We start from the raw sequence: 21,988 nt of genomic DNA, 5'->3' as shown, positions 1-21,988 counted from the left end.
TTAATCCACGTACTTCATCGAGACTCTGGAGGTCAGGCGGGTAATAAGTTCGTAAGCACTCACATTGGTCAGGGCGGCAATACGCTCGACAGGCAGACCGTCTCCCCAGAGCACCACCGGATCACCGGACTTATCCTGCGCCTCGGGCCCCAGATCGACGCAAATCATATCCATCGCGACACGACCCACAATCGGCACTTCCCGGCCGTTAACCAGCACCGGTGTACCGCTGGGCGCCGCGCGCGGGTAGCCGTCGCCGTAGCCCATCGCCACCACGCCAAGCCGGGTGTTTCGTTCACTCACCCAGGTGCCGCCATAGCCTACCGGCTCATCCGCTTTATGTTCGCGTACAGCAATCAGGCTCGACATCAGCGACATCACCGGCTGACAACCGAAATCTTCGCCGGTGGAGGGGCTATCCAGCGGGGATACGCCGTACAGGATGATACCTGGGCGGACCCAGTCAAAATGCGACTGCGGCCACAGCAAAATTCCGCCCGATGCCGCGATGGAACGCAGGCCAGACTTGCCTTCGCTGAAGGCGGTGAAAATATCCAGCTGGCGTTCGGTGGCGCCGCATTCGGGTTCATCCGCCCGCGCAAAATGGCTGACGATATTGACCGGCTGGCGCACATTTTTACACTGGCTCAGACGCTGCCAGAACGCGTCCGCCTGTTCCGCCAGTACGCCCAGGCGATGCATCCCGGTGTCCAGTTTCATCCAGACGGTGACGGGTTCAGGCAGCTCAGCCTGCTCCAGCGCTTCCAGTTGCTCCAGGCTGTGCACCGCCGTATGCAGTTGCTGCGCGGAAATAACCGGCAGATCGGCCGCATTAAAGAAACCTTCCAATAACAGGATCGGTTTCATGATACCGCCAGCGCGCAGGCGCAGGGCTTCTTCGAGACGGGCGACGCCAAAGGCATCGGCATCAGGGAGCGTTCGCGCGGTCTCAAGAAGACCGTGTCCGTAAGCGTTCGCTTTCACCACTGCAACCAGTTTACTGGCAGGCGCCAGTTCACGCAGGCGTTGCAGGTTGTGTCGCAGAGCGCGGCGGTTAATAACAACAGTTGCCGCTTGCATTTGAGTTCCTTGATAAAAAGATCGCCTGAATCATTCGTGTTGCAGGACAAAAACGCTTTGGCGTTTTTGAGCAGCGCCTGCGCAGGCCCCTAAGAGGCGAGGACACAGTCCGAGTCACGCGACAAACCTGAGAGTCCCCGGGAGCTTTGTACACTCAGTGACCGGAACGAGCAGGTACAGTCAACGCACCTGCAGCGCGAAGGATGGCGGCGGTTTATTCGTCGTCGTACTGTGGTCCCGCATAATTATCAAAGCGCGACCACTGCCCGTTAAAGGTCAGACGTACCGTCCCGATAGGCCCGTTACGCTGTTTACCAATAATAATTTCCGCGATGCCTTTTAAATCACTGTTCTCGTGATAGACCTCATCACGATAGATAAACATGATTAAGTCGGCATCCTGCTCAATGGAGCCTGATTCACGCAAGTCGGAGTTGACCGGGCGTTTATCGGCACGTTGTTCCAACGAGCGGTTAAGCTGCGACAGCGCAACCACCGGTACCTGAAGCTCTTTCGCCAGCGCTTTTAACGAACGGGAAATTTCCGCAATTTCCAACGTACGATTATCGGAAAGCGACGGTACGCGCATCAGTTGCAGATAGTCGATCATAATCAGGCCAATGCCCCCGTGTTCACGGGCGATACGCCGTGAGCGGGAGCGAACTTCTGTCGGCGTCAGGCCGGAGGAGTCATCGATGTAGATATTGCGTTTTTCCAGCAGGATACCCATGGTGCCGGAAATGCGCGCCCAGTCTTCATCGTCCAGTTGGCCGGTACGAATACGGGTCTGATCGACCCGTGACAGCGATGCCAGGGAACGCATCATAATCTGTTCTGATGGCATCTCAAGGCTGAAGATCAGTACCGGTTTATCCTGCAACATCGCCGCATTTTCGACGAGGTTCATCGCAAATGTTGTCTTACCCATCGATGGACGCGCGGCAACGATAATCAGATCCGACGGCTGCAAGCCGGCGGTTTTTTTGTTCAGATCGTCATAGCCGGTATTGACCCCGGTGACGCCGTCATGCGGCTGCTGGAACAACTGCTCGATACGCGCAACGGTCGCATCGAGGACGTCGGCGATATTTTTCGGCCCTTCATCTTTGTTGGCACGGCTTTCGGCAATCTTAAACACCCGGGATTCGGCCAGGTCGAGCAGATCTTCGCTGGTACGCCCCTGCGGGTCAAAACCCGCCTCGGCGATTTCATTCGCCACCGAGATCATCTCACGAACAACGGCACGTTCACGTACGATATCCGCATAGGCGCTAATGTTCGCCGCACTTGGCGTATTTTTTGAGAGTTCCGCCAAATACGCAAATCCGCCAACGCTATCCAGCTGCCCCTGACGCTCCAGCGATTCCGCCAGCGTAATGAGGTCGATCGGGCTACCGGTCTCTTGCAGACGTGCCATTTCAACAAAGATATGGCGGTGCGGGCGCGTATAAAAATCTTCCGCCACAACGCGCTCGGCGACGTCGTCCCAGCGTTCGTTGTCCAGCATTAAACCGCCCAACACCGACTGTTCCGCTTCAATCGAGTGCGGCGGGACTTTTAACCCGGCGACCTGCGGATCGCGCTCACGGTGTTCAGTCTGCGGTTTGTTGAAGGGTTTATTTCCTGCCATATTGAATACAGATACCGGGATAGAGATGGGGTCGAAATATTAGCACAGGTCTCTGTTTTGACCCACCCAAATGACATTGGAGAGAATCATGGCAACACGAATAGTATTTCATCAACACGGTGGACCGGATGTACTCAAGGCCATGGAATTTACCCCTGCAGATCCGCAAGAAAACGAGATCCAGATAGAGAATAAGGCCATCGGCATTAACTATATCGACACCTACATCCGCAGCGGCCTCTACCCGCCGCCGTCTCTGCCAAGCGGCCTGGGTACCGAAGCCGCTGGCGTGGTGACGAAAGTCGGGCGCAGCGTGCAGCACATTAAAACTGGCGACCGCGTCGTCTACGCACAGTCAGCGCTGGGCGCCTACAGCTCGGTGCATAACGTGGTTGCCGATAAGGTCGCTCTTTTGCCGGACGCTATCTCCTTTGAACAGGCGGCCGCATCGTTCCTGAAAGGGCTGACGGTCTATTACCTGCTGCGAAAAACCTACGACCTCAAGCCCGGCGAACCGTTCCTGTTCCATGCGGCGGCCGGTGGCGTCGGGCTGATTGCCTGTCAGTGGGCGAAGGCGCTGGGCGCTAAACTGATTGGTACTGTCGGTAGCGCGCAAAAAGCGCAGCGGGCAACACAAGCTGGCGCCTGGCAGGTGATCAACTATCGCGAAGAGAATATCGTTGAACGCGTAAAAGAGATAACCGAAGGGAAAAAAGTCCACGTGGTCTATGACTCCGTGGGTAAAGACACCTGGGAAGCATCGCTCGATTGCCTGCAGCGCCGGGGGCTGATGGTCAGCTTTGGTAACTCTTCCGGCCCGGTAACCGGCGTCAATCTGGGGATCCTCAATCAGAAAGGGTCGCTGTACGTCACCCGCCCTTCGCTGCAAGGCTATATCACCAACCGTCAAGAGCTGGCAGAAGCCAGCAGCGAACTGTTTTCGTTGATTGCCAGCGGCGCGATTAACGTTGACGTGGCAGACAGCCAGAAATATGCCCTGACCGATGCCCGGCGCGCGCATGAAGTGCTGGAGAGCCGCGCCACCGAAGGCTCAAGCCTGCTGCTGCCGTAACGAGTAAATCGAGCAAGGTTAACGCTGCCAACGTTTCGGTCTCTTAATCGCGTATTTATGGAGGCTCTGCCTAAATAATTCGGGCGACAGGAAGGCGGCAAGAGAGCGAATCCTCGGGAGCTTACTCCAGTAAGTGACCGGGGTGAGCTAACGTAGCCAACGCTTCTGTAGTCTGAAGTATGACGGGAGAGACGGGAGAGCAGAAAAGTTTAGGGCTTCCATAAGGAAGCCCTGACTTTTTTTAGTTCGGCTGCATGTAGGGTACAGCGCGATGAATTCGTTAACGCGCTAATAGTGACAGATTTAATAAGCAAAACCTACGCTGTTTTATGCAAAATTCTTCAGGTTGTGACCGACCGCTCACTCCCTTAATAACGCCAGCGGTTGTTACCGCGGTAGTTTGTCGTTTTTGGCGTATTTATCGACCGAATCACCCACACGACCGCAATGGCTAACAGCAGCCACGGCAGCAGTTTAATCATCATCGCAAACAGCCCGCCGACGAACATCAGCGCCGTCGCAACGACAATCGCGGCAAGAATCCCCAAAATCGACACGCCGGTGACCAGCAACATGACAAAAAATCCAATCACAAATAAGAGTTCCAGCATCGTCTTCTCCCCAAAGAAATAACCCAATGACTCTCAGGGTATTACAAGAAGCGTGCCAGAATTAATACATTGAATTTAAATGAAAATATCCTGACGATTAAATCACGGTGTGGCGTATTTGACTAAATTTTAGCGCAAGATTAACGCTTATCTGCAACCAGCTGCAGCGCATGTTCCAGCACGTTGATATCCGCTCCAGCCTTGTGTGCATTTTCACTCAGGTAGCGGCGCCACTGCCTCGCGCCCGGGATCCCCTGGAACAGACCCAGCATATGGCGCGTAATATGGCCCAGATAGGTGCCGTTGCTCAGCTCACGATCGATATACGGATACATCGCGCGCACCACGGCGACCGGGTCGCTGTCCGCCCCCTTCACCGCAAAGATCTCCCGATCGACCGACGTCAGGAGCCCCGGGTTCTGATAGGCCTCACGCCCTACCATCACGCCGTCCATATGCGCCAGATGCAACTTCGCCTCTTCCAGTGACTTAATTCCACCGTTGATCGCCATCGTCAGGTGTGGGAAATCGCGTTTCAGCTGATAAACGCGCGGATAATCCAGCGGGGGAATTTCACGGTTTTCTTTTGGGCTCAGGCCGGAGAGCCAGGCTTTACGGGCGTGGATGATAAACATCTCGCACTCTCCATTTCCGGAGACGGTCTGGATGAAATCACACAGGAAGTCATAGCTGTCCTGGTCGTCGATACCGATACGGGTTTTTACCGTTACCGGAATGGACACCACGTCGCGCATCGCTTTGATACAGTCCGCTACCAGCTGCGCATTGCCCATCAGGCAGGCGCCGAACATCCCGTTTTGCACCCGGTCAGACGGACAGCCGACGTTGAGGTTAATCTCATCATAGCCGCGCGCCTCCGCCAGTTTCGCACACTGGGCAAGCGCCGCCGGATCGCTGCCGCCCAGTTGCAGGGCCAGCGGATGCTCTTCTTCGCTATGGGCCAGATAGTCGCCTTTGCCATGAATGATCGCCCCGGTCGTCACCATTTCGGTATACAGCAGCGTGTGGCGCGACAGCAGGCGCAGGAAATAGCGACAGTGCCTGTCTGTCCAGTCGAGCATCGGCGCGATGGAAAAACGATGGGCGGCAAAAGCGTGAGATGTTGATTCTGGCATCATGGCGAATAAATACGCATCCGGATAAAAAGGGGCGCTACTATAGCACAAAGATAAATCACAGACGCATAGCACCGCGACGAGTGCTGTACGTCTGCGGGACGGACTAGCGCCTGCGCGGTTTGCCGTCGTGCGGGCCGAAAAATTGCGGCGGATGATCGACCCAGCGATCCTGACGCAGGGCGGCATATTCCGGGTTCAGCGGATAGTAGATGCGATTAAATTTTTTGTTCGACTCCCCCACCACTAACAAGCGAACTTCCTGGTCGGTGTTATTCAAAAAGGTATGACACACCCCGGTTCCTGCCGGAAAACCGACGCTGTCGCCCGGCTCAAGCTTCCACAGGTAGCCGTTAATCCAGACTTCAGGATAGCCATCCAGCACATAGATAAACTCCTCCTCATCACTTTCAGCATGGGGATAAGAGGTTCGACGGCCCGGAGGCAAACGTTCATGATGAATACCCAGCCGGTTGAGTCTTAACCCCCGCGCCAACGGCGCGCCAATGGAAAAACGCTCAGGGTTATTGGGATACGTGGCATCATCTGGACCTTCCAGTTCGCGCCAATGTCGAATGCAATCAGGTCGTTTCATCGTTTTCTCCCGAAAATGAGATGCATCAGGTATAGCACAAGCTGCCGGTTCTCGGCGTTTTGCCTGGATCGTGATAAAGTAACAACTTCAGACTCACGCAACCAGAGGATGCTCATGAATAAGACCACTTCGCAAGAAATGTTAGCGCACGCTGAAAAGCTCTGCGCACAGCGCGGCGTGCGCCTGACTCCGCAGCGCCTGGAAGTGTTGCGTTTGATGGGTCTCCAGCAAGGGGCGATTAGCGCCTATGACCTGCTCGACCTGCTGCGCGAGAAAGAGCCGCAGGCGAAACCGCCGACGGTTTATCGGGCGCTGGAGTTTTTGCTGGAACAGGGGTTCGTGCACAAGGTGGAATCCACCAACAGCTACGTGCTGTGTCATCTTTTCGATCAGCCGACCCATAGCTCGGCCATGTTTATCTGCGACCGCTGCGGTGTGGTGAAAGAAGAGTGCGCAGAAGGTGTTGAAGACATTATGCATACGCTGGCGGCCAGAATGGGCTTTGCGCTACGCCATAATGTGATTGAGGCCCACGGCCTGTGCGCAAGTTGTGTCGAGGTCGAAGCCTGTAGCACCCCGGAGCACTGCCATCACGACCATACTATCCAGATTAAAAAGAAAGCCCGCTGAGGCTATCGCCGCAGCGGAAATCCGGGTTGCCGGTACCTCCGTGTACCATCGGGCAGGCAATAACAAAGGGTTGATTCGTTAACCCCCACTGCTACCAGCGGTGATCGTTTTTTCGTTCCCAGTCAGAGACTTCTTTCTCCGCCTGATCTTTGGCGTAGCCATATCGTTCCTGGATTTTACCGACCAGCTGGTCACGCTTACCCTCAATGACGGTCATATCGTCATCGGTCAGCTTGCCCCATTTCTCTTTCGCTTTACCTTTCAACTGTTTCCAGTTACCGCCGATTTCGTCTTTGTTCATAATTCAATCCTCATCGTTCGGTGAGTTAACAGCCCGCTACGTGCCGGACATAGTATTAACTATAGATGAGAATTCTGAGTTAAATTTATTATTCGGAATCTTTAACCAATTACACGTCAAAAATCACTACGAAAACCAGGTGCCACGCCGCCAATGTCGCCGCCAGATAAGCGCCAGCGACAGACCGCGCAGCGCGAGGAACACCGCCAGCGCCAGCCATAGTGCGTGGTTGCCAAGGACCGGCAGCATCAGCAACGTCAGGGCAAATCCCGCCGCCGCCACCGCCATACTGTTGCGCATCTCAGCCCCGCGCGTCGCACCGATGAACATGCCATCCAGCAAATAACACCACACGCCAATCACCGGCAGAACGATCTGCCAGATCAGGTAGCGATCGGCAAGCAGCTGAAGCGAAGGCAGCGAGGTCAACAGGGTGATAATCTGCTGTCCCGCTACGGCATAGGTCGCCGCAAAAGCCAACGCCACCATTCCCGATTGACGACAGGCAGCCCGCCAGACATCAAGCAGTTGGCTACCATTACGCGCGCCGTACGCCTGTCCGGAGTGCGCTTCCACGGCATAAGCGAATCCATCCAGGGCATAGGCGGTGAAGGTCAGCATAGTCATCAGAAGCGCGTTGACGGCGACGATTTCACCACCAAGGCGAGCGCCGAAGACGGTCACCGCACCGAAGCAGAGCTGGAGCAGCAGAGAACGCAGCATGATATCGCGATTGAGCGCCAGCAAACGGCGCACGTCTCCGCGCCACGCGCGCTTCAGCAGGGCGAAAGACACACCGCGCAGCGTCAGCACACGCCTTGCCATCAGCAGTCCCATGATCAAGGTGACATATTCAGCGGTGACCGTTGCCAGCGCGGCGCCCTGGACGTTCATCTGTAGGCCCATTACCAGCCAAAGGTCGAGTACGATATTCAGCAGATTGCCGACGATCAGCAAAATCACCGGCGCCCGGGCATACTGCACGCCCAGCAGCCAACCGAGCAGCACCAGATTTGCCAGCGATGCTGGCGCGCTCAACCAGCGGATGTCGAGAAAGCGCCGCGCCTGCTCTAGCACCGCTTCATTGCCACCAACAATATGCAACGCCAGATCGATAAGCGGGGTTCGGAAAAGCACAATCAGCAGGCCGGCGCCGGTTGCCAGCCCCAGCGGCTGCACCAGCGCCCGCGCCAGGCGGAGAGGATCCTTTGCGCCAAAGGCCTGTGCTGTCAGTCCGGTGGTACTCATTCGCAGGAAAAGCAGCAGCATGAAGAGAAAACTGGTGGCCGTCGCGCCGATCGCGACACCGCCGAGGTAAACCGGGCTGTCGAGATGACCAATCACCGCAGTATCCACCAGTCCCAGCAGCGGAACGGTGATATTGGAGAAAATCATGGGTAGCGCCAGGCGCCACAGGGCCTTATCAGCAGCGTTAAAAAACATGAGAAAGAGCCTGAGCGGAAGGAGACTGCGCAGCATCATGCATCAGACGATGCTGCGTGGAGAAGGTGTTACAGCCACTCACCGTTGCGAATCACGCCGACGGCCAGCCCTTCAATAGTGAAGTTTTGCTCGCGTAGATTCACCACGATAGGGGAAAATTCGCTGTTTTCTGGCAGAAGTTCGACGATGTTACCCTGTTTTTTAAGACGCTTAACGGTAACCTCTTCATCAATACGCGCCACGACAACCTGGCCGTTGCGGACATCCTGAGTTTTATGGACCGCCAGCAAATCGCCATCGAGAATACCGATGTCTTTCATTGACATACCGCTAACACGCAGCAAAAAGTCGGCATTCGGCTTGAACATCGCCGGATCGACCTGAAAATGGCCCTCAATATGCTGCTGAGCCAGCAGTGGTTCACCGGCCGCCACGCGGCCAATCAACGGCAAGCCGGGTTCTTCTTCCGTCAGCAGGCGAATCCCCCGGGATGCGCCGGAGATAATCTCGATCGCGCCCTTACGCGCCAGCGCTTTCAGGTGTTCTTCCGCCGCGTTTGGAGAACGGAACCCCAAGCGCTGAGCAATTTCCGCACGCGTCGGCGGCATGCCCGTCTGGCTGATGTGATCCCGAATGAGATCAAACACCTCTTGCTGCCTGGTCGTTAACGCTTTCATCCCGCCCCCTGGGTGTATATACAGTTATGCTGTGAGTATATACAGCTAACGGTGATTTTGGAATCAAATTTCACACAAAAATCAGGAGATTCTTTCCATTTTGTGTCCCTGATAACCCATTACGCCAGGGGTTATTGTCGCCGGTCGGACAAAAAACCATCGGGGTTGCCCGATCATCGGGAAGACATAGCAACACGGGACATCTCACAAAGCGGCCGCTTAGTGATAGCGGGCCCAGAGCAAGAAGCCCCAGGTGATCAGCGCGATCACAATGGCCAGCAGCACTGCCGCAGAGCCCATATCTTTCGCACGACCGGACAGCTCATGATGTTCAGGGCCAATACGGTCCACCACCGCTTCAATCGCGCTATTAAGAATTTCAACTATCATCACTATCAGGACCGAGCCTATCAGCAGCACACGCGTGATGGCGTCCACGTCCAGCCAGCAGGCGATCGCGACGGCAACAATTGCGGCGACGCCTTCTTGCCGAAATGCGGCCTCGTTGATCCATGCCGCGCGGAACCCTTTCCAGGAATAACCTGCCGCTTTAATGATTCGGGTTAACCCAGTGGTATTATTGGCCATCAAAAGAACCTTTTTATGTAAATGACGTCAATGAGTGTACGCGTTTGCCGCGTGGCAACGGAAATTTTGCACACTTTCTGTTATTCTTGCCGCGCATTTGCATGATTAACCAGAGGCTTCACATCGTTTATGTCCGGCTGGCAACGAATTTACTATAAATTACTGAATTTACCATTACGGGTGCTGGTAAAAAGCAAGTCTATTCCCGCAGAACCTGCACAGGAATTAGGGCTGGATACCTCGCGTCCTATCATGTACGTCCTGCCTTATAATTCAAAGGCGGACCTGCTGACCTTGCGTGCCCAGTGTCTGGAGCACGATTTACCCGATCCGCTTGAACCGCTGGAAATTGACGGCGCGCTGCTGCCGCGCTACGTATTTATCCACGGCGGCCCGCGCGTCTTTACCTACTACGCGCCGAAAGAAGAGTCGATTAAGCTGTTCCACGACTACCTGGATCTGCACCGCAACCACCCTGACCTGGACGTGCAAATGGTGCCGGTGTCGGTGATGTTTGGTCGTGCGCCAGGGCGCGAAAAAGGCGAAGTTAATCCGCCGCTGCGCATGCTGAATGGCATTCAGAAGTTCTTCGCCGTCCTGTGGCTGGGACGCGACAGCTTTGTCCGTTTCTCGCCGCCGGTTTCTCTGCGCAGAATGGCCACCGAACACGGCACCGATAAAATTATCGCCCAGAAGCTGGCCCGCGTCGCGCGTATGCACTTCGCCCGCCAACGTCTGGCAGCCGTCGGTCCGCGCCTGCCGGCGCGTCAGGATCTGTTCAATAAGCTGCTGGCATCCAAAGCCATCGCCCGCGCGGTGGAAGATGAAGCGCGCAGCAAGAAAATCTCCCATGAGAAGGCGCAGCAAAACGCCATCGCACTGATGGAAGAGATCGCCGCGAACTTCTCTTATGAGATGATTCGCCTCACTGACCGCGTTCTTGGCTTTACCTGGAACCGTCTGTATCAGGGGATCAACGTCCACAACGCCGAGCGCGTACGTCAGTTGGCCCATGAAGGGCACGAAATTGTCTACGTACCGTGCCATCGTAGTCATATGGATTACCTGCTGCTCTCCTACGTTCTGTATCACCAGGGGCTGGTGCCGCCGCATATTGCCGCCGGCATCAACCTGAACTTCTGGCCAGCAGGCCCCATTTTCCGCCGCGGCGGCGCCTTCTTTATTCGCCGCACCTTTAAGGGCAATAAGCTCTACTCAACGGTGTTCCGCGAGTATCTCGGCGAGTTGTTCAGCCGGGGTTACTCCGTGGAGTACTTCGTTGAAGGGGGCCGATCTCGTACCGGCCGTCTGCTGGATCCGAAAACCGGTACTCTGTCGATGACCATCCAGGCCATGCTGCGCGGCGGGACCCGTCCGATTACGCTGGTGCCTATCTACATCGGTTACGAGCACGTGATGGAAGTGGGCACCTACGCCAAAGAGCTGCGCGGCGCGACGAAAGAAAAAGAGAGCCTGCCGCAAATGCTGCGCGGCCTGAGCAAGCTGCGTAACCTCGGTCAGGGCTATGTTAACTTTGGCGAACCGCTGCCGCTGATGTCTTACCTGAACCAGCATGTTCCGGAATGGCGTGAGTCTATCGATCCGATCGAAGCCGTTCGCCCATCATGGCTGACGCCGACGGTCAACAACATTGCTTCCGATCTGATGGTGCGCATCAACAACGCCGGCGCAGCCAACGCCATGAATCTGTGCTGCACCGCGCTGCTGGCCTCTCGTCAACGCTCGTTGACCCGTGAACAGCTGACGCAACAGCTGGAGTGTTACCTCGATCTGCTGCGCAACGTGCCGTACTCCCCGGATGCGACCACGCCGGCGGCTTCCGCCAGCGAGCTGATTGACCACGCGCTGAAGATGAATAAGTTCGAGGTCGAGAAAGACACTATCGGCGATATCATCATTCTGCCGCGCGAGCAGGCGGTGCTGATGACCTACTATCGCAACAACATCGCCCATATGCTGATGCTGCCGTCGCTGCTGGCGGCAATTATTACCCAGCATCGTCGTATCTCCCGCGCGGAAGTACTGCGTCATGTTGAGATGTTCTATCCGCTGCTGAAGGCCGAGCTGTTCCTGCGCTGGGAAAAAGCCGAGCTGGCTGGGATCATCGATGCGCTGGCGGCGGAAATGCAGCGCCAGGGGCTGATTGTCCTGAGCGATGATGCAATCAGCATCAATCCGTCCCACTCCCGGTCCTTGCAACTGTTGGCCGCAGGCGCGCGTGAAACGCTCCAGCGCTATGCCATTACCTTCTGGCTGCTGAGCGCGAACCCGTCGATCAACCGTAGTTCGCTGGAGAAAGAGAGCCGCACGGTGGCACAGCGTCTGTCGGTGCTGCACGGTATCAACGCCCCGGAATTCTTCGATAAAGCGGTATTCAGTACGTTAGTGCTGACGCTGCGCGATGAGGGCTATATCAGCGACACCGGCGATGCGGAGCCGTCAGAGACGCTGAAGGTGTACCAGATGCTGGCTGACCTGATTACGTCGGACGTGCGCTTGACGATTGAAAGCGTCACGCAGGATGAAGCGTAACGGCTGAGACAGGCTTACCTCTCCCCCGGCCCGGCGTTTGCGCCGCACGCCGGGGGAAAGAAAGAGACTACTGCAAATAGCTCATCGCCAGACCGAGAAACACGACCAGTCCAACGTAGTTATTATTTAAAAACGCTTTAAAGCAGGCGTCACGTTCGCGACGGAAAATCAGCTTCTGCTGCCAGAAAAACAGTCCTGCGGCGATAAACAGCGACCAGTAATATTCCCAGTGCAGCCCGTTCAGCCAGCCGACAGCGGCCATCAGTACCAACACCCCAATCTGCAAGATACCGATAATGGTACGGTCATGTTCGCCGAACAAGATCGCCGTTGATTTAATCCCAATTTTAACGTCATCGTCCCTGTCGACCATCGCGTACTGGGTATCGTAAGCCACCGCCCACAAAATATTGGCGAGGAACATCAGCCAACAGCTTAACGGTAACGTTTCACTCACCGCCGAGAAGGCCATCGGAATCGACCAGCCGAACGCCGCGCCCAGCACCACCTGCGGCAGATGAGTGTAGCGCTTCATAAACGGATATACCCACGCCAGCGCCAGCGCCGCCACCGACAGCAGGATGGTCATGGTGTTTAAGGTCAACACCAGCAGGAACGAAAGCACAACCAGGACGACAAACAGTATCCGGGCCTCTCTCTCTGAAACATCGCCGCTGGGTAACGGACGACGGGCGGTGCGCTTGACATGACCGTCAAACTTTCGGTCGGCATAATCGTTCACCACGCATCCGGCGGCGCGCATCAGCCAGACGCCGGCGACAAAAACGGCCAGAATCCACAGCGGTGGGATCCCCGGCGTCGCCACCCACAGTGCCCACAGCGTCGGCCACAGCAGCAGCAGCGCACCAATAGGTTTGTCAGTACGCATCAGGCGGTGAAACGCCAACAGCTTATTTTGCGCCAGACTCCTCTCCATTTTCTTTTCCTCTTAATACAGCGGTGACGCAGGCAGAAAAAGTTCTGTCAGCAGCAACGGTTTGCCGCTCAGCCGAAGACGGGAACGACGCCCCCACAGCTCGGCTGTGCGCCCAATTTCAATAAAATCACGGGTTAATGTCGATGATGTGAACAAATAACGCCCCAACGGCGTCTGCCCCAGCTGCTGCAGGGCCAGTTCGGGGCCGCACAGCGTCGATTCAGGCACCACAGTTCGGCCAGCGAGCCAGGGTTCACCATTGGCGCAAAGTATGATTTCCCGCAGCCAGTAACGCGCTTCATCGGGCAGCAACGCCTCTTCGCCCACCAGCGCTTCCCGGGCGACGAAACCTTCGTTGACTCGATTAACACTGACTTTTTTCCCTTGTTGCTCAAAGCGTTGAGTCATTGAGTCTTCCAGCAACAGCCAGTCACGCAGAGGCGGATCCAGCGGGGGAATCGCGGAAAAATAGCACAGCGCACGCAGTTGCGTAAGCGCAGGATGTGACATGCCTGATTCTCCGTTACATAACGTAGCAACATTGTATCGCAGAATACGGCAATCAGGGCGGGCAAACCGTCAAGATACGAACATCGGCGTAACAGCCCTGCAACAGCAACCGCAACGCGATAAAAAAAGGTGCGTCCAGGCGGACGCACCTAAAGGCTGTGCCTAAACATCAGCATTGTGGGGAGACGATCACCCCTTGCCTTTTACACTGCTGATAAAGGTGGAACGAGCCGATTTCGAGCCGAGGCGCTCAGCTTCGTTCATCAGTTTGAGGGCCTTATCGATATCACCTTTCGCAACAGCCTGTTTGATGCCGTTGTTAAAGTAAGTTTCGGTATCATCAAGCATCGGTTCGCTCTTCGCCGCCGGCGCTGGCGCCGCAACGGCGGCAACAACCGGCGCGGCAGCTGGTGCGCTGTAGACCGGCGCCGCCGTATTCCCGACAGTCACCGGCCCCGGAGCGGAGGAGCCAAACAGCGGCCCAACCAGCACACTGGAACCTGATGAGGTTTTCACTTTCAGGCTCAACGTGCCTTCAGTGGTATGTCTGGCGATCGGATCCGGAATATCCGGCACCGCATTGCCGGTACCTTTGGCGTAGGCCTTCGCCGGATCGATTAATTTAGTGGTCTGCTGCAAATCCTGCGGGGTAGTAAAGACCAGCACATAGATTTTTTGCTGACCTAAAGCCGGCGTCAGACGCATCACCCCTTCCAGGCGATCCGAGCTCATCACGCCCGGCTCCAGATAGGTGAAGTAGCTGCCAGGGAAGAACGCCGATGGCGTCATATTCTGGTCAAGAATCAGCACATTTGGCGCATAAACGCTGGTTTGCTTATTCACCTCACTTGTCAGGGTCAGGGTCAGCTCACCGATATTTGCAGGGACGCTGTAGGCCGCCACGGGGCCGACGATGCCGGGAATATTCAGCGACTGGCCTGCCGTCGCTAATTTCGTGGTTTGCGTTTTCGATTGGTCGACCGGCGTCCAGGTTAGCTGTTGTAACGCGGAAGCAGGGATGGTCGGCGCGGCAGAGGTATTCTGCGGCACGAAATTCACATCAGCAAAACTGACTGCGGGTACGCTGGCCAGCAGGCCGGCGGACAGGCAGAGGGCAACGAGACTTTTCTTCATTTTCATTGTTATCACCTCAATTCCGATGGCCAAGCGGTAGCCAGGCAATAGCCCGCTGAGCCGAAGAGAGAGGGGCTTGCGCCCCTCTTTTGGTCATCACACATCAGGTTGGATTACCACCAGATTTCCATCTGGGCACCGAAGGTCCACTCGTCGCTATCGCCACGGCTGAAGGTCTTCGCAGAAGTGTCGTTGTACGCAACGCCGGAGGTGTAGCCCGCACCGGATTCACCGTTCGCATAGCCCCATTTCTCATCCCACTTGGCGTAGGTGGCAAACAGACGAATTGCCGGACGGGACCAGATGCTGTCGCCCGCCTGCCACTGTTGTGCCAGGGTAATTTTGTACTGGTTGTTGCTGTCGCCAGTTTTCTGCGACTTCACGTTGTCGTAGCCGACTTCCAGCAGAGTGCTCATGATCGGCGTCCATTTGTACATAGGACGTACGCCGACGGTCCACCATTTGGTGCCGTTGTTGTTGTCCAGGTTGATATCCTGGTACATCGCCACGTACATCATGTCCCAATCGTCAGCCAGAGAGACTGCGCCGTGGTCGAGCACACGCCACATGGAACCGTCGTTGTTGATGCTGCCGCCCTGCGGAACGCCTTTACCGTTAGAGGTCATCGCGTCGGTGGCGTACTGCAGAACAAACTTGTTGTAACCTTTCAGGATGCTCTGAGTGTGTTCAGCAGTGAACATCCAGCCATCTTTAGACGCGTCTGGCTGCAGGTAGTAATTATCCGGAACGTTGGTATGACCGTAGTCAACACCCAGCTCCAGCGTGCCGCCCGGGTTGATTTCCATCTGAGCTAAACGCACGTCGAAGACGTCGTTCGGCACGATGTTGTCATAAACACGGTTACCCAGCGCATCACGGTCGGCGAAGGTCGCAGAACCGCCGGATTCAGAAGAACGCGTCGCTGCCAGAGAGAGTTTACCGAAGCCAACATCGACGTTTTCAAGACCCGCACCAGGACCGGAGATATCCCAGTAGTAGAAGTCGATCATATGAACGTCATGACGCTGGTAGAAGCGCTTACCGGCCCAGATGGTGGAGCCTGGCAGCCAGTCGATCAGGTTTTTACCCTGCACGTTGGCTTCACGGAATGCCGGACTGGTGGATTCCCAGTCATTTTGCTGCGATACAGAGTAAGCAACGTTAGTATCGAAGTAGAAGCTCTTATCACCTTCTTTCCATACTTCCTGACCCAGTTTCAATTCCGCATAGGTTTCACATTCGTTACCAAGACGGTATTTACTTTGAGCACCGGTTGCCTGGAAGCACTGTTGTTCACCGCCGCTGCCGGTCCAGCCAATACCGGAACGAGCATAACCGTGGAAATCGACGGCCAGCGCCTGAGCAGACATAACGCCTGCCGCGACGGCTACCGCCAGTGGAAGTTTGCGCAGAGTAATCATCATTCTATCTCCTGAGATCATTGCTTTTCTTTGAACACTTCGCCCGTCGTTATGCCTGTTGCAGCGCGCTATGGGGTTCGTGTTTTTTTAATGGGAAGCCTTACACGCCCGGCTCTTTATGCAACCGTCGACACGCCGTACCATCCTCACGGAATAAATGGCAGCGCTCTGGAGGCAAACCGATAGCGAATGTGGCTCCCTCTTCTACCAACACCACGTCGGTCTGGCGGTAAACCAGGTTTTGACGGATGGCGGGGATCTGGATATGAATTTGTGTTTCGTGGCCTAGTTGCTCAACCACCTGAATAACCCCTTCCAGGGTGACGTCGGCGATATCACTGGGCAGCAGATGTTCCGGACGGATACCTAAGGACATATTGGCGCCGACCTGAACGCGGGCGCTATCCACCGGCAGCCAGACGTGCTGGTGGTTCGGCAGCTCTACCTGAACCTGCTCAATGGCGGTGGCGGTGACTTTCACCGGCAGGAAGTTCATCTTTGGCGAACCAATAAAGCCCGCGACAAAGCGATCGGCCGGGTAGTGATACAGTTCCAGCGGTTTCCCGACCTGCGCAACGCGGCCGGCGTCCAGCACCACAATTTTGTCGGCCAGCGTCATCGCTTCGACCTGATCGTGGGTAACGTAGATCATCGTGCGCCCAAGGCGCTTATGCAGACGGGAGATCTCGATACGCATCTGTACGCGCAGCGCAGCATCGAGGTTAGAAAGCGGTTCATCGAGCAGGAACACGCGGGGTTCGGCAACCAGGGTACGACCAATTGCTACACGCTGGCGCTGCCCACCGGATAATGCCTTCGGTTTACGCTCCAGCAGATGCGCCAGCTGCAGAACTTCCGCCACCTGAGTGACGCGCTGGTTAATTAAATCTTTTTTAGCACCGGCCAGCTTGAGGCCGAAAGACATGTTTTCCGCAACGGAAAGATGAGGGTAAAGCGCATAAGACTGGAACACCATCCCGATGCCGCGTTCGGCCGGGGGGATGTCGTTCATTCGCTCATCACCAATAAATAAATCGCCACTGGTTATGGTTTCCAGCCCGGCAATCATACGCAGCAGGGTCGATTTGCCGCAGCCCGATGGCCCGACAAACACCACGAACTCCCCTTCCTGAATGTCGAGATTGATATCTTTCGATACCACCACGTCCCCCCAGGCTTTCGTTATATTTCGCAGCTGTACGCTCGCCATCCCCATCTCCCTTCGTTACAACCTGTCACTAAAAGACACATTCAAGATGGGCTGACTATGCGGCATTCATTAACCTGTTGAATCCTCCGCCCCCGCCTTTTTTATGGGGGAGGAGACGGGAGGATGAGAGATGGCCCCCCGCAGCGGGGGATAGCGTGGCAAAGCCATTTTCGTGATGCAGATTGCAAAAATGGCCCCGTTTTTATGTGCTCCAGACCCCAATACGGGTATTTCTGCAATGCAGATCACACAAATAACGGGTGGGGCGTAGACACAGGGAGGATGGAAAGGGGTTGTTAAAAAAGGAAACTCATCACCGTTAAGCCACCTAAGTGTATCCACGAGCACATCACCAAAAAGGACTGGTATATGAAAATCAAAACCGGCGCTCGCATCCTCGCGTTGTCTGCATTGACTACGATGATGTTTTCCGCCTCTGCCCTCGCCAAAATTGAAGAAGGTAAGCTGGTCATCTGGATTAACGGCGACAAAGGCTATAACGGTCTCGCCGAAGTGGGTAAGACGTTTGAAAAAGACACCGGCATTAAAGTTTCCATCGAACACCCGGATAAACTGGAAGAGAAATTCCCGCAGGTCGCGGCGACCGGCGACGGCCCGGACATCATTTTCTGGGCTCATGACCGTTTCGGTGGCTATGCGCAATCTGGCCTGCTGGCCGAAATCACCCCGGACAAAGCGTTCCAGGACAAACTCTATCCGTTTACCTGGGACGCCGTACGCTATAACGGCAAACTGATCGCCTACCCTATCGCGGTTGAAGCGCTGTCGCTGATTTACAACAAAGACCTGGTACCGACTCCGCCGAAAACCTGGGAAGAGATCCCGGCACTGGATAACGCACTGAAAGCGAAAGGTAAGAGCGCGTTGATGTTCAACCTGCAGGAACCGTACTTCACCTGGCCGCTGATTGCCGCTGACGGTGGGTATGCTTTCAAATTTGAAAACGGCAAGTATGACGTCAAAAACGTGGGCGTGGACAGCGCTGGCGCAAAAGCCGGTCTGGCCTTCCTGGTTGATCTCATCAAGAATAAACACATGAACGCCGATACCGATTACTCCATCGCGGAAGCAGCCTTCAACAAAGGCGAAACCGCGATGACCATCAACGGTCCGTGGGCGTGGTCGAACATCGATAAGAGCAAGATCAACTACGGCGTCACCCTGCTGCCAACGTTCAAAGGCAAAGCGTCTAAACCGTTCGTTGGCGTCCTGAGCGCCGGAATTAACGCCGCCAGCCCGAACAAAGAACTGGCAAAAGAGTTTCTCGAAAACTATCTGCTGACCGACCAGGGCCTGGACGAAGTGAACAAGGACAAACCGCTGGGCGCCGTGGCGCTGAAATCTTTCCAGGAAAAACTGGAGAAAGATCCGCGTATCGCTGCAACCATGGCGAACGCCCAGAAAGGCGAAATTATGCCGAATATCCCGCAGATGTCCGCTTTCTGGTATGCCGTACGCACCGCGGTTATCAACGCAGCTAGCGGTCGTCAGACCGTCGATGCCGCGCTGAAAGATGCACAGGCTCGCATCACCAAGTAATACAGTTTCCCTTATTTCTTAGGAAATAAGGTTTATTGAATACGTTGTTACACGAAATCATTCGCGCTACATCGAGGCGGCAAGAATGCAAATCCCCAGGAGCTTACATCGGTAAGTGACTGGGGTGCGCATCCGCAGCCAACAAAGAGGTAGCGCGAAGGATAAAGTGTAAAGAGGATGATCCCCATGGATGTCGTGAAAAAGAAACACTGGTGGCAAAGCCCGCAGCTGACATGGTCTGTGATTGGCTTGCTGTGCCTGCTGGTGGGTTACCTTGTCGTTTTGATGTACGCCCAGGGGGAGTACCTGTTTGCCATCCTGACGTTGATTTTAAGCTCAGCGGGTCTGTATATCTTTACCAACCGCAAGGCCTATGCCTGGCGCTATGTCTACCCAGGTCTCGCCGGGATGGGGCTGTTCGTCTTGTTCCCCTTGGTGTGTACTATCGCCATCGCCTTCACCAACTACAGTAGCACCAACCAACTGACCTTTGAACGCGCTCAGGCAGTGCTGATGGACCGCTCATTCCAGGCCGGTAAATCCTACAACTTCTCGCTGTTCCCAGCGGGAGATGAGTGGAAACTGGCGCTGACCGATGGTGAAAGCGGCAAAAATTATGTCTCCGACGCCTTCAGGCTGGGCGGTGAGCAGAAACTGGCCTTAAAAGACGGTGGCGCGCTGCCGGAAGGCGAACGCGCAAACCTGCGTATCATCACGCAAAACCGCACTGCGCTGAATCAGCTGACCGCCATCCTGCCTGACGACAGCAAAGTTGTCATGAGTTCACTGCGCCAGTTCTCCGGTACCCAGCCGCTGTATACGCTGGCGAACGATGGCACGCTGGCCAACAACCAGAGCGGCGTAAAATATCGTCCGAACAATGACGTCGGTTTCTACCAGTCCATCAATGCCGACGGTAGCTGGGGCGCGGAGAAGTTGAGCCCGGGTTACACCGTCGGGATCGGTTGGGATAACTTCACCCGCGTCTTTACCGACGAGGGGATTCAGAAACCGTTCTTCGCTATCTTCGTCTGGACGGTGGTCTTCTCAGTCCTGACCGTGATTCTGACCGTAGCCGTGGGCATGATCCTCGCCTGCCTCGTACAGTGGGAGTCCTTGAAAGGTAAAGCGATTTACCGCGTTCTGCTGATTCTGCCTTACGCCGTACCGTCGTTTATCTCGATTCTGATTTTCAAAGGGCTGTTCAACCAGAGCTTTGGCGAAATCAACATGATGCTCAGCGCGCTGTTCGGCATCAAACCCGCCTGGTTCAGCGACCCGACCACCGCGCGTTCGATGATCGTTATCGTCAACACCTGGCTGGGCTACCCGTACATGATGATTCTGTGCATGGGTCTGCTGAAAGCGATCCCTGACGACCTGTACGAAGCATCAGCAATGGACGGCGCTGGTCCGTTCCAGAACTTCTTTAAGATTACGCTGCCGCTGCTGATTAAGCCGCTGACGCCGCTGATGATCGCCAGCTTCGCCTTTAACTTTAACAACTTCGTGCTGATTCAGTTGTTAACCAACGGCGGTCCGGACCGTCTCGGCACCACCACCCCAGCCGGCTATACCGATCTGCTGGTCAGCTACACCTACCGTATCGCCTTTGAAGGCGGCGGCGGTCAGGACTTTGGTCTGGCGGCAGCTATCGCCACCCTGATCTTCCTGCTGGTGGGCGCACTGGCGATTGTTAACCTGAAAGCCACACGAATGAAATTTGATTAAGGAGGGCGCTGAATATGGCTATGGTACAACCTAAATCTCAGAAGCTGCGTTTACTCACCACGCACCTCCTGCTGCTGGTTTTCATTGCGGCGATTATGTTCCCGCTGCTGATGGTTATTGCTATCTCTCTGCGCGAGGGTAACTTCGCCACCGGTAGCCTGATCCCGGATCAGATCTCCTGGGAGCACTGGCGGCTGGCGCTGGGCTTCAGCGTCGAACACGCTGACGGCAGCGTTACGCCGCCACCTTTCCCGGTGCTGCTGTGGTTGTGGAACTCGGTGAAAGTGGCTGGGATCACCGCCATCGGTATTGTGGCGCTGTCCACGACCTGCGCCTATGCCTTCGCTCGTATGCGCTTCCCGGGCAAAGCGACCCTGCTGAAAGGGATGCTGATTTTCCAGATGTTCCCGGCGGTGCTGTCGCTGGTGGCGTTATACGCCTTGTTTGACCGCCTCGGCCAGTATTTGCCGTTTGTCGGCCTGAATACCCACGGCGGCGTCATCTTCGCCTATATGGGCGGGATTGCGCTGCACGTCTGGACGATTAAGGGCTACTTCGAAACCATCGACGGTTCGCTGGAAGAAGCAGCGGCGCTGGACGGCGCGACGCCGTGGCAAGCCTTTCGTCTGGTCCTGCTGCCGCTGTCGGTACCGATTCTGGCCGTCGTGTTTATTCTGTCGTTCATTGCCGCGATTACCGAAGTGCCGGTGGCCTCGCTGCTGCTGCGCGATGTAAACAGCTATACCCTGGCCGTAGGTATGCAACAGTATCTCAACCCGCAGAACTACCTGTGGGGCGACTTTGCCGCGGCGGCGGTGCTCTCCGCCATTCCGATTACGGTTGTCTTCCTGCTGGCCCAGCGTTGGCTGGTTAACGGCCTGACTGCAGGCGGAGTGAAAGGTTAAGTTTCATCGTTATACCCGCCCCAAATTTCAGCGGAGGGACGGTGCTTTAGTGGCTGTACACGAACCCCAACCGGGTACGGCAACTACCGCCCTCAACTGAAAAAGTAAGGCAAATGCCACTGCTATCCTCAACTGGCCCCTACATAAATTAAGTTTTGTGACTGTTGGTCAGCGGCCTCTGAAGGCCGCTTTTTTTATTCGCGTTTCAGCCGGTTGGAGTTACACAGCCACAGCGTAATCACCAGAATCAGGATCGCTGCCGAA

Annotated in this window: 20 protein-coding genes and 1 pseudogene; 6 read left to right on the top strand and 15 right to left on the bottom strand. The window is 55.7% G+C overall.

The features are described from left to right. Together alr and dnaB are read right to left on the bottom strand one after the other, a co-directional pair. Window positions 1–1,080, bottom strand: coding sequence for an alanine racemase (alr, locus tag ACZAHD_RS11135; protein WP_462456822.1), 1,080 nt, complete (start codon window positions 1,078–1,080; stop codon window positions 1–3). Between the two features lie 214 nt (window positions 1,081–1,294). Further along, on the bottom strand, window positions 1,295–2,710 hold the full coding sequence (dnaB, locus tag ACZAHD_RS11130; RefSeq protein ID WP_462456821.1) for a replicative DNA helicase: 1,416 nt from the start codon (window positions 2,708–2,710) through the stop codon (window positions 1,295–1,297). A gap of 88 nt (window positions 2,711–2,798) precedes the next feature. Here dnaB and ACZAHD_RS11125 point away from each other — a divergent pair, with 88 nt between their 5' ends. Then, window positions 2,799–3,782 (top strand): NADPH:quinone reductase, encoded by a 984-nt coding sequence (locus tag ACZAHD_RS11125; protein WP_462456820.1) that lies wholly within the window; start codon window positions 2,799–2,801, stop codon window positions 3,780–3,782. A gap of 368 nt (window positions 3,783–4,150) precedes the next feature. On the opposite strand, the gene pspG is transcribed toward ACZAHD_RS11125, so the two are convergent. From pspG to ACZAHD_RS11110, 3 genes are all read right to left on the bottom strand, one after another. Next, on the bottom strand, window positions 4,151–4,393 hold the full coding sequence (gene pspG / locus ACZAHD_RS11120) for an envelope stress response protein PspG (protein ID WP_462456819.1): 243 nt from the start codon (window positions 4,391–4,393) through the stop codon (window positions 4,151–4,153). 140 nt (window positions 4,394–4,533) lie between these two features. Beyond that, entirely contained in the window at window positions 4,534–5,532 is a 999-nt protein-coding gene (gene dusA, locus ACZAHD_RS11115) for a tRNA dihydrouridine(20/20a) synthase DusA (RefSeq protein WP_462456818.1), read from the bottom strand. Window positions 5,533–5,635: 103 nt separating this feature from the next. Beyond that, complete coding sequence (locus ACZAHD_RS11110; protein ID WP_462456817.1) at window positions 5,636–6,124, bottom strand: cupin domain-containing protein; 489 nt, start codon at window positions 6,122–6,124, stop codon at window positions 5,636–5,638. Window positions 6,125–6,238: 114 nt separating this feature from the next. On the opposite strand from ACZAHD_RS11110, the gene zur reads away from it, so the two are divergent. After that, window positions 6,239–6,754, top strand: coding sequence for a zinc uptake transcriptional repressor Zur (gene zur, locus ACZAHD_RS11105; protein ID WP_462456816.1), 516 nt, complete (start codon window positions 6,239–6,241; stop codon window positions 6,752–6,754). A gap of 91 nt (window positions 6,755–6,845) precedes the next feature. On the opposite strand, the gene ACZAHD_RS11100 is transcribed toward zur, so the two are convergent. From ACZAHD_RS11100 to ACZAHD_RS11085, 4 genes are all read right to left on the bottom strand, one after another. Beyond that, window positions 6,846–7,055: a CsbD family protein gene (locus tag ACZAHD_RS11100; protein ID WP_004856456.1), complete on the bottom strand. Its 210-nt coding sequence runs from the start codon at window positions 7,053–7,055 to the stop codon at window positions 6,846–6,848. Between the two features lie 126 nt (window positions 7,056–7,181). Next, on the bottom strand, window positions 7,182–8,498 hold the full coding sequence (gene dinF / locus ACZAHD_RS11095) for an MATE family efflux transporter DinF (protein WP_462456815.1): 1,317 nt from the start codon (window positions 8,496–8,498) through the stop codon (window positions 7,182–7,184). A gap of 68 nt (window positions 8,499–8,566) precedes the next feature. Next, complete coding sequence (gene lexA / locus ACZAHD_RS11090) at window positions 8,567–9,175, bottom strand: transcriptional repressor LexA (RefSeq protein WP_004856448.1); 609 nt, start codon at window positions 9,173–9,175, stop codon at window positions 8,567–8,569. 219 nt (window positions 9,176–9,394) lie between these two features. Next, window positions 9,395–9,763 (bottom strand): diacylglycerol kinase, encoded by a 369-nt coding sequence (locus ACZAHD_RS11085; protein WP_462456814.1) that lies wholly within the window; start codon window positions 9,761–9,763, stop codon window positions 9,395–9,397. A 129-nt stretch (window positions 9,764–9,892) separates the two neighbouring features. On the opposite strand from ACZAHD_RS11085, the gene plsB reads away from it, so the two are divergent. Beyond that, the gene (plsB, locus tag ACZAHD_RS11080) at window positions 9,893–12,316 is read left to right on the top strand and encodes a glycerol-3-phosphate 1-O-acyltransferase PlsB (protein ID WP_462456813.1); all 2,424 of its coding nucleotides are present in this window, start codon (window positions 9,893–9,895) and stop codon (window positions 12,314–12,316) included. A 67-nt stretch (window positions 12,317–12,383) separates the two neighbouring features. Here the strand turns inward: plsB and ubiA are convergent, their stop codons facing one another. From ubiA to malK, 5 genes are all read right to left on the bottom strand, one after another. After that, a complete protein-coding gene (gene ubiA, locus ACZAHD_RS11075) occupies window positions 12,384–13,253 on the bottom strand; it encodes a 4-hydroxybenzoate octaprenyltransferase (protein ID WP_462456812.1) in 870 nt (289 codons plus the stop codon). Window positions 13,254–13,265: 12 nt separating this feature from the next. Further along, window positions 13,266–13,763 carry a chorismate lyase gene (gene ubiC, locus ACZAHD_RS11070; protein WP_462456811.1) on the bottom strand — a complete coding sequence of 166 codons (498 nt, stop codon included), beginning with the start codon at window positions 13,761–13,763 and terminating at the stop codon, window positions 13,266–13,268. Between the two features lie 189 nt (window positions 13,764–13,952). Then, window positions 13,953–14,903, bottom strand: a complete 951-nt coding sequence (malM, locus tag ACZAHD_RS11065; RefSeq protein WP_462456810.1) for a maltose operon protein MalM — start codon at window positions 14,901–14,903, stop codon at window positions 13,953–13,955. Between the two features lie 107 nt (window positions 14,904–15,010). After that, window positions 15,011–16,321 (bottom strand): maltoporin, encoded by a 1,311-nt coding sequence (locus ACZAHD_RS11060; RefSeq protein ID WP_462456809.1) that lies wholly within the window; start codon window positions 16,319–16,321, stop codon window positions 15,011–15,013. A 97-nt stretch (window positions 16,322–16,418) separates the two neighbouring features. Then, window positions 16,419–17,528 (bottom strand): maltose/maltodextrin ABC transporter ATP-binding protein MalK, encoded by a 1,110-nt coding sequence (malK, locus tag ACZAHD_RS11055; RefSeq protein WP_462456808.1) that lies wholly within the window; start codon window positions 17,526–17,528, stop codon window positions 16,419–16,421. Window positions 17,529–17,897: 369 nt separating this feature from the next. On the opposite strand from malK, the gene malE reads away from it, so the two are divergent. The 3 genes from malE (at window position 17,898) to malG (ending at window position 21,724) form a co-directional block, all read left to right on the top strand. Beyond that, window positions 17,898–19,088 carry a maltose/maltodextrin ABC transporter substrate-binding protein MalE gene (gene malE / locus ACZAHD_RS11050; protein WP_462456807.1) on the top strand — a complete coding sequence of 397 codons (1,191 nt, stop codon included), beginning with the start codon at window positions 17,898–17,900 and terminating at the stop codon, window positions 19,086–19,088. Between the two features lie 186 nt (window positions 19,089–19,274). Further along, complete coding sequence (malF, locus tag ACZAHD_RS11045; protein ID WP_462456806.1) at window positions 19,275–20,819, top strand: maltose ABC transporter permease MalF; 1,545 nt, start codon at window positions 19,275–19,277, stop codon at window positions 20,817–20,819. A 14-nt stretch (window positions 20,820–20,833) separates the two neighbouring features. Further along, window positions 20,834–21,724, top strand: a complete 891-nt coding sequence (malG, locus tag ACZAHD_RS11040) for a maltose ABC transporter permease MalG (RefSeq protein WP_462456805.1) — start codon at window positions 20,834–20,836, stop codon at window positions 21,722–21,724. A gap of 194 nt (window positions 21,725–21,918) precedes the next feature. Here the strand turns inward: malG and ACZAHD_RS11035 are convergent. Further along, window positions 21,919–21,988 (bottom strand): annotated as a pseudogene (locus ACZAHD_RS11035) (phosphate-starvation-inducible protein PsiE); the annotation flags it as partial.

This window comes from Raoultella sp. (assembly GCF_039594335.1).
Lineage (GTDB): Bacteria > Pseudomonadota > Gammaproteobacteria > Enterobacterales > Enterobacteriaceae > Klebsiella.
The sequence above is the reverse complement of the archived record's forward strand: the minus strand, read 5'-3'. Positions and strand labels throughout refer to the sequence as shown.